The sequence below is a fragment of the Campylobacter sp. RM5063 genome, assembly GCF_024723655.1.
Lineage (GTDB): Bacteria > Campylobacterota > Campylobacteria > Campylobacterales > Campylobacteraceae > Campylobacter_D > Campylobacter_D lari_D.
On sequence record NZ_JANQDA010000014.1, the window covers coordinates 1 to 15,970 of the forward strand.

The window sequence follows — 15,970 nt, forward strand, 5'->3', positions numbered from 1 at the left end:
CAAAAAATGAAATTATGCCAAAAGAATATTTTTTTGTCAAGATCTAAAATAAAAATTTAAGCATATTCTTAAATATGCTTAAATTTAAACAATTAAGCTAAATCCAACGACACTTTTCCATTTTTAATTTCTGCCACCTTAACCTTAACCTCGTTACCAATTTCTAGCTTTTCCTTGAATTTAGAATTATGTAATAAACCATCTACGCCATCTCTAAGTTCTACAAAAACTCCAAATTCTACAACTTTTTGAACTTTTCCTATAAATTCTTCTCCGATATCAAATTTAGGCACTTCTTTTCTATCGCGCTTTTTATTAGAACCTTTAGAATGAACTAAATTTAATATATATTCTTTGCTTTGAGAAATAAAATCATGATTAATTCCTGCTATTTTAACCTCACCTTTATCTCTATCTAAGTCAATATTAACTTCAAATTTTTCTATAATCTCTTTTATAGTTTTACCACCTTGGCCAATAATATCAGGGATTTTATTTGGATCTACATTAAAAATTTCAATCTTTGGTAAAATTGCTTCATTAACAACTATGTTTTGATTGGCCTCTTCCATTAATTGTAAAATGTGCTCCCTGGCTTCTTTTGCTTGATATAAAGCTTCTTTTAAAACTTGTTGCTCTATACCGCCAAGTTTTATATCCATCTGCAAAGCAGTGATTCCCTCATAACTCCCTGCTACTTTAAAATCCATATCTCCATCATGATCCTCAAGACCCATAATATCTGTTAAAATAGCATATTTTTCATCTTCAAAAACAAGTCCCATTGCCACACCTGCCACTAGTTTTTCACTTTTTACCCCTGCGGCTCTTAAAGCCAAAGCACCACCACAAACAGTAGCCATAGAACTAGAACCATTGCTTTCTAAAATTTCAGACACTAAACGAATAGTATGAATATAATCCGTATCAATACTAGGATGTAAAGCTCTTTTTGCTAAATTTCCATGCCCTAACTCTCTTCTACCTGGAGCTTTTATAGGAGTAGCCTCACCTACGGAAAAACCTGGAAAATTATAATTTACCATAAATTTTTCGCATATTGGATTTTTTTCTGTTAGCAAATCTGACATTTGCGCATCATTATCACTTCCCAAGGTAGCTATAACTAAAGCTTGAGTTTGCCCTCTAGTAAAAAGACACGATCCATGTGCATTTGGCAGAATATTTGTCTCTATATCTATCTTTCTAACATCTTTCAAGCCTCTACCATCTGCCCTTTTATTTTCATTAAGAATTTGACTTCTAACAAGCTCTCTTTTGCACAAATATAAAGCTTTCTCAATATCTTCAATTTTCCATTCATTTTCAATAGCACTAGCTTCATTTTCAATCTCTTTTGCTATTTGTGAGATTTCACTTGCTCTTTCACTTTTCGCCATTTGGTTAATTGCAATTTTAAGCTTTGAGATATAAGAATTTTTAATAAAATCAACAATTTTACCACCATCTGTTTCTATTTTAAATTCAAGTTTGGAATTTTTTCTATAAGCAGCAAAAACTCTTTCATATTCATTAGAGCCACGCAAAATCGCATTGCCTGCAAATTCTAAAGCCTTTAAAACATCATCCTCATTAAGCTCATTCATACAATGTTGACCATTTTGTTTATTTGCTAAAGCTCTCATTTCTATCATTAAAAGCTCATCTTTAACACCCGCCACATAAAGGTCTAGGGTGCTATTTTTTAATTCACTATTGCTTGGATTTAAAACAAATTCATTATTCATACGACCTATTCTTACACCACAAACTGGCGCTTTTATAGGAATATCACTTAAATATAAAGCAATGCTTGCGGCATTTAAACTCATCACTTGCAGATCTACTTCAGGATCAGCAGAAAGAACCATTACTACAATTTGAGTTGGATAGGCATAGCCTTTTGGGAAAAGAGGTCTTAAACTTCTATCTATAATCCTTGCACTTAAAGTTTCATTATCACCTGGTTTAGTTTCTCTTTTTACATAACCACCTGGAATTCTTCCTGCTGCATAAGCTTTTTCTATATATTGTACCGTAAGAGGTAAAAAATCCTCTTCTATCATTTTTTCTTCTCTAGCAACAGTTGCCAAAACTACAGCATTTTTTTCTTGCATTAAAACTGCACCTGCTGCTTGTTTTGCAACCTTATTAGTCTCAAATATTTCAAGATGATTATTAATATTTATTTCATGTCGCATGATTTTTCCTTTAATATTTTCATCATAGGCAAAAACCAAATAAGCTTTTTAAATTTTAAAAATTAAAACTTAAAAAGCCTGTTTTTGTTTTGCCTATAAATTTATATCTAAACAACCGATTGTTTAGATATAAATTTATCTCTTTAATGGAAGATAATATTTACTTTCTTCTAAAATATCTAAAATTTCATGAGCTTGCAAAATCGTTTTATTTTTAAAATAAAACTCAATATTCACAAAATGATCAATTTTTTGCACACAATAAACCTCATCTACAAAAACACCGATATATTCATATACATCACTTGGCATTAAAGCAGTAGCATAAACAATACTATTCACTTCTTCTTTTAACAAACTTTTAATACATGAAGAAGCAGTAATTCCACTTTCGCAACCTTCATGCAATATTAAAATATTTCTCCCTTTTAAATCCTTTAAAAGATTTCCTTTTCTATAACGATACACATTTTTTAAAATTTTTTCTTCGTAGGTTCTATTGGCTTCACCATAAATATAATCTAAACTTATATCGAAAGCTTTAACTAAAGCCTCATTATAAACCAACTCCTTTGTTTCACTAATCATAGCTATTTGACATTCATCATTATTAGGAGCTTTAATTTGTTCTGTAAATAAAAAATCATATGGAATTTCTAATTTTTGTGCTAGCGCATCAACAAAAACTATCGATTTTAAAGAAGGTGTAATAATAATATAATCTTTTAGTTTGTTTAATGGTAATATATCATATAATTTCTCAAGCGCATCTTTTTCATCTTCAAAAAATATCATATCGACCTTTCATTTTCCTCTAAAGAAAAATCATAAGATACCCCGCCTAATGGATAAAAATTAAACATAAAATATACACCACTTTGATCTTTAGCACTAATACCACCACTTGTAAGTTTAGGTGAAATATCTTTGCGATACATCAAAGAATAATTCCAACATTTTCTTTGATAAGTATAACCTATTTCCCATTTTTCAGGATCTTTGTTCAAATCAAACCACAATCCGCCAAAAATTTGATAATTAGTATTTATATCATATTGGGCTTTAGTTCCTATAAAATTATATTTTTCATTTTCATACATTCTATAAGCATGGTTTAAACTAATCTTCCATTCACCATAATCAAACAAAGCTTCACTAAAAACCTTATCAAAACGATTATCAACTCCAGAATATTCAGCTTCATTTCTTAAACTTATATAATCATTGTAAAAATATTCTACAACATTATCAAAAGCACCAAAGCTACCTTCTTTAGTAAAGTATTTAACCTTCAAGTTATGATATAATTTTTTTTTGCCTAAAGTATTATAAAAATACTGATACATTGAAAAATTAAGTTGCTCAGGATCATTTTTTAACTCTACAAAATCTTCAGTGATTTCACCTGATTTAGCTCCAGGTAGAAAATAATTAACCCCTAAATATAGAGTATGATAAAAATTTTCATATGGCTTTGAAAGATCTGTATATAAAGAAAAATTATGAGAATTTCTAAATAAATGTTCTTGATTTTTAACATCTGTATTAGAATAATCTACAAAATTTGCATATATCCTTTCTGTAAAAGCAAAATTTAAAAAATCATCAAAAAAACTCGTATGATAAATTAAAGGTAAATCAAAATCTAAAGTTTTAGCATAAATACCCGTATGTCTATAATACCTACGAAAAGAAGCATCCAAGCTATATTGTATATAATTATCAAAAAATCCATTTAAATATCTATGATATTGAAAAGATGGATATTCTTGTAAAGTATCTTTATTGCTAATTTTAGAAGTGTCTATATAATACTTTGCATAAGCACCATAATAATTATCATCATCTGATAAAAAATAATTTATTTTAGAAGTAACTAAAGAAGCTTCGGTTTTTGCGCTAGAACTTAAATTCATATAATCAACATCATTTAAATAAGTAGCATCAACCCATAAACCCTCTTGAAAGTCTTCACCTAAAAGACTTTTAAATAAAGATTCATTGGAATATTTAACCTCTAAACCATAGTGTTCTTTATTTTTTAAATTTTCTTCTCTTTTATAACTTGATTTTTCACCAAAAATACCACCGCTAATTTCACCTTGAGAATAAGGGGTATCAATAAATCTTAAAGTTGAGTATAAGCCATAACCTCTTTTTGTTCTAATCTGAGGTTCAAATTGAATGTCCGCATTATCATCAATAACATAATAAATTGGCTGATTATAATATAGCCCCTCACTTTGTTTTAAAACTACTTGGGGAATTAACAATCCGCTTTTTCTTTTAGTATCTACACTAAAACCAAAATAAGGTAAATACATCACCGGAACATTTTTTACATATAATCTTGCATTATAAAGATGTAAAAAATTACTCTCTTTGTTTAATTTGCCTTCATCAAAACGAATTTCCCAATCAGGATTTTCAACATTACAACTAGATACAACAGACTTTTTACTCATTACAAATTTGTCATCAATTTTAGCTTGATGACATTGTAGCCAAACCTCCAAATCATTATTTGAAAAAAATAAATTTTTAAAAGCTGTAGTGTTATCTTTTAAGTTAATCTTCGTATAGGTAGAATTAGTTCTTTCTTTTTGCCCCCTTAAGATATTAACATCTCCAAAAAGCTCCAAATCTTTTGTTGTTTCATTAAATTTAGCCTCGCTTGCAGTTATCAAATAAAAATCAGATACCACAACTACATTATTTTTTGCCTCTATGATATCATTTTTTTTAACAACATCCAAAGCATAGATATCTACTTTAGAAGCATATAAACTTCCTATGCAAGCCAAAGAAAGTAATATTTTACGCAAGATCTATCACCACTGTTTTGGCCGCATAATCATGCCAAGTTTTTAAAACGATATTGCTTAAAGCCCAAGCAAAACCCAAACCATACAACATATCACTAATTTGCCTTACACCTGCTCTTAAAGCACTTTGAATGAAATTTGGTTTATCTAATAAGTTTTGATCAATAACCATAATCTTCAAAAGCATTTTTCCTAAAGTTGCACCATATAAATATGTAAATAAACTATGATATGTAAATTGCAAAATTAAAGTTCCGCCAGCAAAACGTATTAAAAGATTGTGAATTTCATCATAAGTTTGCATAGAACTAATCTTATCAAATAAAATAATACTCACAATAGCTAAAATCACAAAACTATCAACAATATAAGCTAAAAATCTTTTTTTAAAACTTGCTATTTTTAGCTCTTCTTTTTCTAGTTTGTCAAATAATTCTTGATTTGCACTCATTTAAGAACCTGAAAAGCAATATCTTTTCTATGTTGTTTTCCTTTAAAATGAACATTATCACAAAGCATATAAGCGTTTTTTTGCGCCTCTTCAATACTTTTTCCAATTCCTACACAAACTAATACACGACCACCACTAGCATATAGTTTGTTATTTTCTAAAGTTACTCCAGCATAAGAAATATGAGAATTTTGCGGAATTTCTCCTATATCAATTAATGCTTTTGGAGAATCTTTATAAGGATAGTTTTTACTTGCACAAACCACACCTACTGCAAATTCATCTTTGATTTTTATACGAGTATTTGCAAGATTTTTATTCACACATGCTAAAAATAAATCCAAAGGATTTTCTATCAAAGGCATCAAAACTTCGCACTCAGGATCACCAAAACGCACATTGTATTCTAAAACATAAGGTTTATTATTTACAACCATCAAACCTATAAACAACACTCCAACAAATTCAGTACCCTCTTCTTTCATACCTTTAAGAGTTGGTACTACTATATCTTTTTTTACTTGCTCTAATAAATTTTCACTTGCTAAAATACTTGGAGCATATGCACCCATTCCTCCTGTGTTTGGTCCCTTATCATTATCTAGTAATCTTTTATGATCTTGTGCAGCAGGTAACAATATAAAATCATCTCCATCACAAACTGCAAATACACTTAATTCAAATCCGTTGAGATATTCTTCTATAACAACAATCTTACCGGCTTCACCAAAACTCTCTCCGCTAAGCATATTTTTAGTAGCCTCTAAAGCTTCTTCATGGCTTTGAGCAATAATCACACCTTTGCCCGCACACAAACCATCTGCTTTTACCACTATAGGAGGAGTTAAACTCATAATAAATTTCTTAGCTTTCTCATAATCTGTTGTATTTAAAAATTTAGCTGTTTTAATTTTATATTTTTTTAAAAAACTCTTCATATAAGATTTTGAAGCTTCAAGCATAGCAGCAGCTTTAGTAGGACCAAAAATAGCAATATTATTTTCTTTAAAAAGATCTACTATACCCTCTGCTAGAAAATTTTCACTTCCAACTATACAAAGATCAATCTCAGATGCCTTTGCATAAGCTGTAATAACCTTAGGATCTTTCATATTAAGATTTGTTCCTATTTTAGCGGTAGCACCATTTCCTGGTGCAAAATAAAATTCCAAATTATCATTTGTTTTTTGAAGAGCCAAAGCGATAGAATATTCCCTAGCACCGCTTCCTAATATTAAAATTTTCATTATTTTCCTTAAAATATCAAAACCCAAATGGCCGGAGTATAAGTGTCTGACCCTCAAAAAGTCAAAGTATGCCATTAGGTGATTTTTAAAGGCTGCAGCTTCTCGCTTTTTTTCAAAACTCAAACGAAGTCACAGAACACGGTAAATCACACATCACAGCTTATAATTAATGTGTTGGATCCTCTTTAATACCATATCGAACCATTTAGGCATTCTAATTATAACTAAGAAAACTTAAAAATAGGGTTTAAAAGGATTTTTATAAAATTTTGAATTTAGTTTTGGAGTCCTTTTTTAAAAAATACTTTCCTTCTAAAATAACATCAGCAACAGATGCCCAAATAGTTTTTTCATCTACATAAACTATATCAAATTCAGTATTTTTCATCAATCCTTGATAATTTACTTTTTTAGGTGCATGCTTAACAACATAATAAGGATTCATTGCAAAAATTTGGATTTTCATATTAACATATAAATCAGGATTGGAAGTAACTATTAAAAAACTTTTTTCACATTCTTTTCTTACTTTTTTAACATAAGAAAGCAATAATTGATCATTTGGATTTAGTGCATGTTTATTTAATCTATTTAAATAAAGTTCAGCAAAAGAAAGAGTGCAGAAAGAAATTTCGCTTGCAGTTTTAAAATAAGAATTTTTTATACTTGTTGATTTTAAAGATTTTTTCCAAATTTCTATATCTAATTTTGTAGCACATATATTTAAACCTTGTTTAATTTTCTCAAAAAGTTTCTCTCTAGCCATATTAAAACTATTATTAAAAATGGTAAGATTTTTTTCATAGAAAGACTTTCTCATTGCCTCTAATTTTTCAATGCTTTTTGTAAAATAATCTACTTCATTTTTTATTTCAACAAGCTTTTGTTTTTTACTTTGTATCATTTCTTCAAATTCTTGTCGTTTTTTACCACTTTCTGTTTCTATTCTCGCTTGTTTTGATTTAATATCTGTAATCAAAGTACTCATTTGGCGATCAAGTGCTAATTTTCTATTTTTCCTATTGTCGATCGAAGCAAGAAGGGCTTGATAATGACATTGATGAGACAAAAAGACTTCATCATACAAACGCTCCATGTTGATATGTTTTTGTTTATCTTTCATATCTTTATAAGCCATTTCAAGATGTACTATAATATTTTTCATAGCAGAAAAGTCAGCTTGGTTAATGGTATTATCTGAAAAAAGCAAAGTATCCAAAGCTTTATGTAAAAAACGCTTCATAGCAAAAAAATCTATAATATATGGCACCTCATCTGTATTAATATCTTTCACAGCATTGATTGATAGTGTTTCATTATAAAAATACCTTTGAATGGCTTGTGGGATAGTCAAATTTAGAGTAATCTTATCAAGATTATCATAATCAGTTTCTCTATAAAGCTCTTGAACATAAGCATCACGCCTTGTTAGTCTTAAATCCTCCAATTCATCATCACTATCTGTTTTCCAAAAATCTCTTTCTTTGATAAAATCATTATCTCCAAATTCTTGAAATTTAGAAGGTCTTAAATCTGTAATATGCTTTCCATCGGATCTAAACTCAACAAACATACCAACCGTTGGCATGCTTCTTTTATCGTGCCAAGCATGTTTGTTAAATTCAAAAAATGTTTTTGCAAGATTAATTACTGTTCCTCTTCCAGTACCATCCACATAAACCATTATTTTTCCATGCATATCCAAATCCTTGATCTAAAGAAAAATTAAATTCTTATTTTAACTTTGTTTTCATAAATTTACAATAATATTTTAAAATTTATTAAAAATAACTATCTTAGGTATTTAATCTATGTTTTTATATCAATACTTTAAAAATCCAAAGCAAACAGGAGCATTTTGTGCAAGCTCAAAAAAACTAAGCAAACTCATAACCTCTCATGTCCAACATGCAAAAAATATTATTGAAATAGGACCTGGAACAGGAAGTTTTACCAAATATATCCTTAAGCAAAAAAATCATGATGCAAGATTTTTTGCAGTTGAAATTAATCCACATATGGCAAAAAAACTACAACAAAATATAAAAAATATAGATTTAGAAATTAGATCAGCGGAATTTCTACCTGATATGTTAGAAAAAAGAGCAATCAACAACGCGGACTTAATTATTTCTGGAATTCCTTGGGCTTTATTAAATTCCAAAGAACAAGATTTATTATTAAAGTCCATTCATGAAGTTTTAGAGGAAAATGGTTGCTTTGCAACATTTGCATATATACTGCCCACGCCAAAAGGAAGAGCTTTTAAGAAAAAACTTTTTACTACTTTTAGCAAGGTAGAAATTTCACCTATCATTTGGCAAAATCTCCCTCCTGCTTTTGTTTATTTTTGCACTAAATAACTATTCCCATTCAATAGTCGCTGGCGGCTTACTAGAAATATCATACACCACACGATTAATTCCTTCTACTTCATTAATAATACGGCGTGAAATATTTTCTAGTAACTCATAAGGTAAATGAGAAAAAGTAGCTGTCATACCATCACTTGCATTCACCACACGCACACAAACTGCATTATCATAAGTCCTGTTATCTCCCATTACGCCAACACTTTGCACATTTAAAAGCACGCAAAAAGCCTGCCATGTTTTATCATACCAACCACTGCTTTTTAATTCTTCAATCAAAATCACATCAGCTTTTCTCAAAAGCTCCAAACTAGGCTCATTTACTTCACCCATAATGCGTATAGCAAGCCCTGGTCCCGGAAAAGGATGACGATAAACTACATCTTTACTCAAGCCAAGTTCTATTCCTAAAGCTCTTACCTCATCTTTAAAAATTTCTTTTAGAGGTTCAATAAGTTTTAAATTCATCTTTTCAGGTAACCCACCCACATTATGATGAGATTTTATGGTTTTACTAGCTCCTACAACCGAACTTTCAATAATATCAGTATATAAAGTTCCTTGTGCTAAATATTTTACATCTTTATGTTTTTTAGCTTCTTCTTCAAAAACCTCTATAAAGGTATTTCCTATAATTTTTCTCTTTTGCTCAGGATCCCTAACACCCGCTAAGCGACTTAAGAAAATCTCCCTAGCATCAATACTAATTAGATCAATACCTAAAGTATGTTTAAACATATATTCAACTTGCTCTTTTTCACCGCTTCTTAAAAGACCATTATCAACAAATACTACTACCACTTGATCTTTTATCGCACTTGCTAGTAATGCAGCCACTACACTGCTATCAACCCCACCACTAACAGCACATAATACCTTATCATTACCCACTTCTTCTTTAATTTTTTGCGCTTGAGTTTTTGCAAAAGATCCCATATTCCATATACTATCACAATTACATGCATACTTAGCGAAATTTTTTAAGATGCTTTTTCCAAACTCACTATGTTGAACTTCAGGGTGAAATTGTAAAGCAAAAAATTTACGCTTTTCATCTCCAAATACACAAAAAGGACTATTTTCGCTTGTTGCTAAAACCTCAAAACCTTGTGGTAAATTTTCTACCTTATCAGAATGACTCATCCATACCGTTTGTTTTTTAGGTAAATTTTTAAACAAGTCACTATCATTTTGAATATCTATAGTTGCTTTGCCATATTCTTTATGACCTGCTGGAGCTACATTTGCACCAAAATGATGTGCCATAAGTTGCATACCATAACAAATTCCTAAAACTGGTATATTTAAATCAAAAACACCTTTATCACAAAAATAAGCATCATTTGCATATACACTAGCCGGTCCACCGCTTAAAATAATACCCTTAGGCTCTTTAATTTTAATTTCATCTAAACTTACATTAAAAGGTAAAATTTCTGCATATACACCCTGCTCTCTTAATCTTCTTGCAATGAGCTGTGTATATTGCGAACCAAAGTCCAAAACCAAAATATCTGCTTTTTTCATCTAACTCCTTTATAAATTTAACAATTGAAATTGTACATACCAAACTATAATAGATACTATATATCCAACTAAAATCGTCCATGCATATTTTAAATGAGAGTTAAAAGTATAAATTCCCTTCATTTTTCCCATTACCCCCACACCAGCTGCTGAGCCAAAGCTTATTAATGATCCTCCAATTCCTGCTGTAAGAGTTACTAAAAGCCATTGAGTATCATCCATACTTGGATTAGCTTTTAATACCGCACTCATAACCGGAACATTATCTACAATAGCAGATAAAAATCCTACGCCTATATTAATACTAGTAGCTCCAAATTTTGTATAAAGATCGGAAGCATAAGCAAGCCATCCAACAAAATGTAAAGCGCCCACAGCAGATAAAATTCCAAAGAAAAATAATAAAGTATCCATTTCAATACGCGTCATATAATGAAAAATATTTAAATCTTTTTTACCTTGTTTTCTATTGAAAAAATACATATATAAGCTGAGCAAAGAAAGACCAAAAATCATACCCCACATTGCAGGTAAATCGCAAATACTATGGATAAAAACTGCTAAAGCGATAGTTAAAAAACCAAGCACAATAAATACTTTACCACCTGGCTTAATTTCAACTTTTTCTAGATTATCTTTATGAAAATTTGGCTCAATATCAGGCACATAACGCGATAGCAAATAAGCCGTAAGAAACCATCCAATAAAAGAAGCAGGAAAAAGAGCAAAAAATTCAAAAAAGGTAGCTTTTTTTGCCGTCCAAACCATCAAAGTAGTAATATCACCAAATGGCGACCAAGCTCCACCAGCATTAGCTGCTACTACAATATTTATAGCGCCTGGGATTAAAAATTCTTTATTATGTTTATCTATAGTTAAAAGCACAGTAGATAAAATCAAAGCTGTGGTAAGATTATCTGCAATCGGAGAGATAAAAAAAGCCAAAATTCCTGTTAGCCAAAATAATTTTCTATAAGTATAACCCTTGCTTACAAGCTTATATTTTAAAGTTTCAAAAACCGATCTTTCTATTAATGCTTCTATAAAAGTCATTGCTGCTATTAAGAAAAACACAATTTGTGCGATTTCCAAGATAAGATGATTAACACTTTCTTCAAGTATTTGCGTGTCTAAATCATTTACTACCATATATATACCAATGACAATAAAAGAAAATGTTCCTATAAATAAAGCAGGTTTAGTTTTGTTGATATGATATTTTTCTTCTGCTGCTATAAAATAATACCCCAATACAAAAATTATTAAAACACCTATACCCAAAGCACTAAAAGCCAAATTTAACTCATGAGTTTGACCTGCTAATAAAAAGCTAATACTAAAACAAAGTAAAAAAAGTATTCTACTCATATTTCACTCTCCAAAGATTGGAATTTTTTTATTTCCTTTACACTGCCATTATTATCTTTTATCTCATAAAATGGAGCAGCTTTATAACCACATGCACTTAAAAATATTAATAAAAAAAATGTTACAATAATTAAATGGAAGTTAAAAATGATATTAAAACAAGTCGTGATGTTATTGATATATTTGCTAATTCTGAAAAATATAAACATTATAGACCTTTAAAAGCACTTTTGCAATATAAAGAGTTTTTAAAACTATTTAACCATAATCACCAACAAATGATTACTAAACTCTTTATAAAAAATAATACTTTGATTATTTTAGTTAAACACCACATTGCATATATGGAGCTTAATCACGATAATACCAAAAAAATGATTAAAAGTCTCATAAAAAACTATATTTTAGCCAAGCCAATGAGTAATTTTGCAAAAGTGGAAAATATAAAAATACTTAGCGACAAAAACTTTATATCCAAAAACAATACTTTTAGCGCACATAAAAAAACTCATCTAGAACTTTCTAATGGAAATTTTAAAAACCATTTTGAAAATCCTATTTTATATAATAAATTTGAAAAACTACGAAAGCTTATAAAAAATGCTTGAAAATGAACTCAAAACCTTGCCTAATTTACCTGGCGTGTATCAGTATTTTGATATACAAGGTAAGCTTTTATATGTAGGTAAAGCCAAGAATTTAAAAAACCGCGTTAGAAGTTATTTTAATTTTACTCCAAATCTTTGCCCAAATCCTAGCAATAGTTTAAGAATTCAAAAGATGATTAGCCAAACACATCATTTAGAATTTATTACCACAAAAAGCGAGGCTGATGCTTTAATACTAGAAAATTCTTTTATAAAACAATTACACCCAAAATACAATATATTATTAAGAGATGATAAAACCTACCCTTATATTTATATAGACTTAAATGAAGATTTTCCAAGATTTGAGATTACAAGAAAAATTATCAAAAAAAATAAAATAAAATATTTTGGTCCATTTTTTAAAGGCGCAAAAGAGCTTTTAAATGCTTTATATTTATCTTTTGAGCTAAGACAAAAGAAATCTTGCAAAGAACTTTGTCTTTTTTATCAGATTAAGCGTTGCAAAGGTCCATGCGAGCAAAAAATCTCTAAACAAGAATATGAAAAAATTATCCAAAAAGCCACACAAGCTCTTTTAAATCCCTTATCTTTAACAAAAAATTTAGAAAATAAAATGCTTGAATACGCAAAGAGTGAAAACTACGAAGAAGCAGCTCTTATAAGGGATCAAATTAAAACAATTGAAGATTTAAGTGTAAAAATACAAATAGACCTTGCAAAATTAGAAGATTTTGATATTTATGCTATTTATTGCGAAGAAAACATACTCTCCATGGTGCGTTTTGTAATAAATAATGGTAAAATCATTAGTTCAAATCATAAAATACTAGCTCTTAATAATCAAAACGAATTTGACTTAAATGCAATTTATAAACAATATATTCTAGAAAATTACACACAAGAATCTCCAATAAAATCAACTCATATTTATACACACAAAGATTTTGAAGACATGAAGCTACTGCAAGATCTACTCAGCGAGAGATTTTCTAAAAAATTTTACCTTAAATCGCCAAAACTTGGTGAAAAAAAAGCCCTGTGCGAGCTTGCTCTAGAAAATGCAAAAATAAACATACAAAAGCATTTAAAAAATGAAAATTATTTATTTTTAAAAGAATTAAAAGATTTTTTCAATCTGCAAAATTATCCCAATCATATAGAAATTTTTGATAATTCTCATATGCAAGGTGATGCAATTGTAGGTGCTTTAGTAACCTTCAAAGATGGGAAATTTGATAAAAGCTCTTATAGACACTATCATTTATCTTATAAAAATGATTATGATCAAATGCTTCAAATCCTTAGTAAAAGAGCTTTATCCTTTGATAAAAATCCACCGCCTGATTTATGGCTGATTGATGGCGGGAATGCCTTATTGAAACTAGCAAATGATATTATTAAAAGTTCTGGAGCAAATGTGGATATTTTAGCTATATCTAAAGAAAAAATAGATGCTAAAGCTTATAGAGCAAAAGGAAGTGCGAAAGATAAAATTTATACTCAAGAAGGAAAAATTCAACTTTCTACCGATGATAAAAAATTGCAATTTTTGCAAAAATTACGCGATGAGGCACATCGCTTCGCAATTAGTTTTCACCAAAAAACAAAAAGAAAACAGGACCTACAAAGCTCTAAGTTGATACAACTTGGAATCTCTCAAGGTTATATTAAAAAATTTTTAGATTATTACGGTAGTTTTGATAAAATCAGTAAAGCCGATTTTAATGAATTAAAATCACTTTCTAATATAAAAATAGCCAAAATAATTAAGGAAAATTTATGATATTTTTTATTAGTTCTTTAACTTTGATTTTATGTTTTTTCAATTATTATTTTTTATATCCAATTGATCAAAAATTATTCTATATTTATACCTCTATTAGTATTTTAATATTTATCGCTACATGTATTTATTTAATCATAAAAAATCAAAAACTTAAAAAAGATAATATCATTATTCAAGAAATAGAAAAATTTTTAAAATTATCAAGTTCAACCTCTTTAATAGATCTAAAAGAAAAATTAAAAACATCATTTGAGCTAACGCAAAAACAATTGCAAGATCAAAAAATACAAAACAAACTTTTACAAAAAAACTTGCAATATCTTATTCAAAGTTTTAACTATATGCGATTAGAAAATTCCATTACACTAAAGCCGATTTTAAAAAAATATCAAATAAATACAAAAACAAAAAATATTATTTTTAAGAATATCCACGCATGCATTGTAAATGATGATATGATTGAAAATTTTTTATTACAATGTATTTTATTAGATATAGGCATTAGTAGTGAAATTTTTGATGATTTTCAAAAAGTAGAGAAAAAATATTCCTTTATTATTTCAAAGAAGAAAATAAAAAATACGCTAAACTACACATTTGTAGATGTCAATGTCAAAGATCTTATCAATTTTTTAAGTACAAATTTTAAAGAAGAAAGTTATCAAATAGCAAATTTATACAATGTATTGATTTTTAAATCTTCTAGTTTTGAAAATAATCTAATTTTAAATATAACCAATCAATTTTGCTCAAATAATCAAATCGTAGATAGCCTAAGTGATTTTAAGAATGCTTTAAAATTAAATTTTAGATTAATTTTGGTTGATTATGAAGTCATAAAGTTCGATATTTTATATTTTAGCCAAATACTACATGAGTATAAAATACAAAATTCACAAAATAAAATTTTACTTTTTACCAAAAATAGAGTTAAAAATTGCGATTTTGCCGATGAAATTATAAATGACATTAGCAAAAATAAATGGATAATTTTACTTAAAAAATATATCAATCAAGTTTAGTTCTATGATTAATAGCCTTATGTAAAGATATAAAATCGACATTTTCCAAACTAACACCGCTTGGAATACCTTGGGCTATTTGGGAAAAACTCAAATTTAAATCCTTTAATTTTTCCTCTATAAAAAAAACTACAGCATCTGAATTTAAGCCTTGAGTAAAAGCGAAAAAAATTTCTTTAGTATTTTTATTTTCAATCATTACTCTTAATTTAGTAATATTTTCTTCGTTAGTATTTTCTAGTACAAAATAAAGCCCATCATAGCTTTTACTATCTTCTAAAATTAATACATCTTTAGGATCTTGCACTATACAAATAATATTATTATTTCTTTCTATATCAGAACAAACTTCACATAATTCATTTTCACTTAAAGCCCCGCATTGTATACATTTTTTAATTCCTCTAATGGACTCTTCAATACTATAAGCAAGTTTAGAACCTAGCAAAGGATCTTTTATACAAACATAATAAGCAAGTCTTAATGCGGACTTTTTACCGATAGTAGGCAATGCAGAAAATGCATTTACCAATTCATTAAATTTTTCTAAATCTTTCAAG

General features: G+C 28.7%; 13 protein-coding genes. 4 read left to right on the top strand and 9 right to left on the bottom strand.

Annotated features, from left to right (window positions below):
- Positions 1 to 92: 92 nt before the first annotated feature.
- The 6 genes from CAMP5063_RS05765 to CAMP5063_RS05790 form a co-directional block, all read right to left on the bottom strand.
- On the bottom strand, positions 93 to 2,201 hold the full coding sequence (locus CAMP5063_RS05765) for a polyribonucleotide nucleotidyltransferase (protein ID WP_337194982.1): 2,109 nt from the start codon (positions 2,199 to 2,201) through the stop codon (positions 93 to 95).
- 135 nt (positions 2,202 to 2,336) lie between these two features.
- Positions 2,337 to 2,996 carry a phosphoribosyltransferase gene (locus tag CAMP5063_RS05770; protein WP_133319883.1) on the bottom strand — a complete coding sequence of 220 codons (660 nt, stop codon included), beginning with the start codon at positions 2,994 to 2,996 and terminating at the stop codon, positions 2,337 to 2,339.
- Positions 2,993 to 5,029: an LPS-assembly protein LptD gene (locus tag CAMP5063_RS05775; RefSeq protein ID WP_337194990.1), complete on the bottom strand. Its 2,037-nt coding sequence runs from the start codon at positions 5,027 to 5,029 to the stop codon at positions 2,993 to 2,995. The genes CAMP5063_RS05770 and CAMP5063_RS05775 overlap by 4 nt, the downstream gene beginning before the upstream one ends.
- Complete coding sequence (locus CAMP5063_RS05780; protein WP_133319881.1) at positions 5,019 to 5,477, bottom strand: RDD family protein; 459 nt, start codon at positions 5,475 to 5,477, stop codon at positions 5,019 to 5,021. The genes CAMP5063_RS05775 and CAMP5063_RS05780 overlap by 11 nt, the downstream gene beginning before the upstream one ends.
- Positions 5,474 to 6,724 carry a phosphoribosylamine--glycine ligase gene (gene purD, locus CAMP5063_RS05785; protein WP_337194983.1) on the bottom strand — a complete coding sequence of 417 codons (1,251 nt, stop codon included), beginning with the start codon at positions 6,722 to 6,724 and terminating at the stop codon, positions 5,474 to 5,476. Before purD ends, CAMP5063_RS05780 begins: the two co-directional genes overlap by 4 nt.
- Positions 6,725 to 6,983: 259 nt before the next feature.
- The gene (locus CAMP5063_RS05790) at positions 6,984 to 8,423 is read right to left on the bottom strand and encodes a hypothetical protein (RefSeq protein WP_133319879.1); all 1,440 of its coding nucleotides are present in this window, start codon (positions 8,421 to 8,423) and stop codon (positions 6,984 to 6,986) included.
- Between the two features lie 112 nt (positions 8,424 to 8,535).
- Between CAMP5063_RS05790 and CAMP5063_RS05795 the strand changes: the two genes are divergently transcribed.
- Positions 8,536 to 9,087, top strand: a complete 552-nt coding sequence (locus tag CAMP5063_RS05795) for a class I SAM-dependent methyltransferase (RefSeq protein WP_133319878.1) — start codon at positions 8,536 to 8,538, stop codon at positions 9,085 to 9,087.
- Here the strand turns inward: CAMP5063_RS05795 and guaA are convergent, their stop codons facing one another.
- Complete coding sequence (guaA, locus tag CAMP5063_RS05800; protein WP_263737741.1) at positions 9,088 to 10,623, bottom strand: glutamine-hydrolyzing GMP synthase; 1,536 nt, start codon at positions 10,621 to 10,623, stop codon at positions 9,088 to 9,090. It abuts the gene before it with no gap.
- A 9-nt stretch (positions 10,624 to 10,632) separates the two neighbouring features.
- Positions 10,633 to 11,991 (bottom strand): sodium:proton antiporter NhaD, encoded by a 1,359-nt coding sequence (gene nhaD / locus CAMP5063_RS05805; RefSeq protein ID WP_263737742.1) that lies wholly within the window; start codon positions 11,989 to 11,991, stop codon positions 10,633 to 10,635.
- A 134-nt stretch (positions 11,992 to 12,125) separates the two neighbouring features.
- Between nhaD and CAMP5063_RS05810 the strand changes: the two genes are divergently transcribed.
- From CAMP5063_RS05810 to CAMP5063_RS05820, 3 genes are read left to right on the top strand one after another with little or no spacing between them, the layout of a single operon-like run.
- Positions 12,126 to 12,599, top strand: coding sequence for a hypothetical protein (locus CAMP5063_RS05810; RefSeq protein WP_263737743.1), 474 nt, complete (start codon positions 12,126 to 12,128; stop codon positions 12,597 to 12,599).
- Entirely contained in the window at positions 12,592 to 14,385 is a 1,794-nt protein-coding gene (gene uvrC / locus CAMP5063_RS05815) for an excinuclease ABC subunit UvrC (RefSeq protein ID WP_337194984.1), read from the top strand. Before CAMP5063_RS05810 ends, uvrC begins: the two co-directional genes overlap by 8 nt.
- Positions 14,382 to 15,410 carry a hypothetical protein gene (locus CAMP5063_RS05820; protein ID WP_263737744.1) on the top strand — a complete coding sequence of 343 codons (1,029 nt, stop codon included), beginning with the start codon at positions 14,382 to 14,384 and terminating at the stop codon, positions 15,408 to 15,410. The genes uvrC and CAMP5063_RS05820 overlap by 4 nt, the downstream gene beginning before the upstream one ends.
- Here CAMP5063_RS05820 and recR read toward each other — a convergent pair.
- Positions 15,397 to 15,969, bottom strand: a complete 573-nt coding sequence (gene recR / locus CAMP5063_RS05825; RefSeq protein ID WP_263660753.1) for a recombination mediator RecR — start codon at positions 15,967 to 15,969, stop codon at positions 15,397 to 15,399. The genes CAMP5063_RS05820 and recR overlap by 14 nt on opposite strands.
- Position 15,970: the final 1 nt, after the last annotated feature.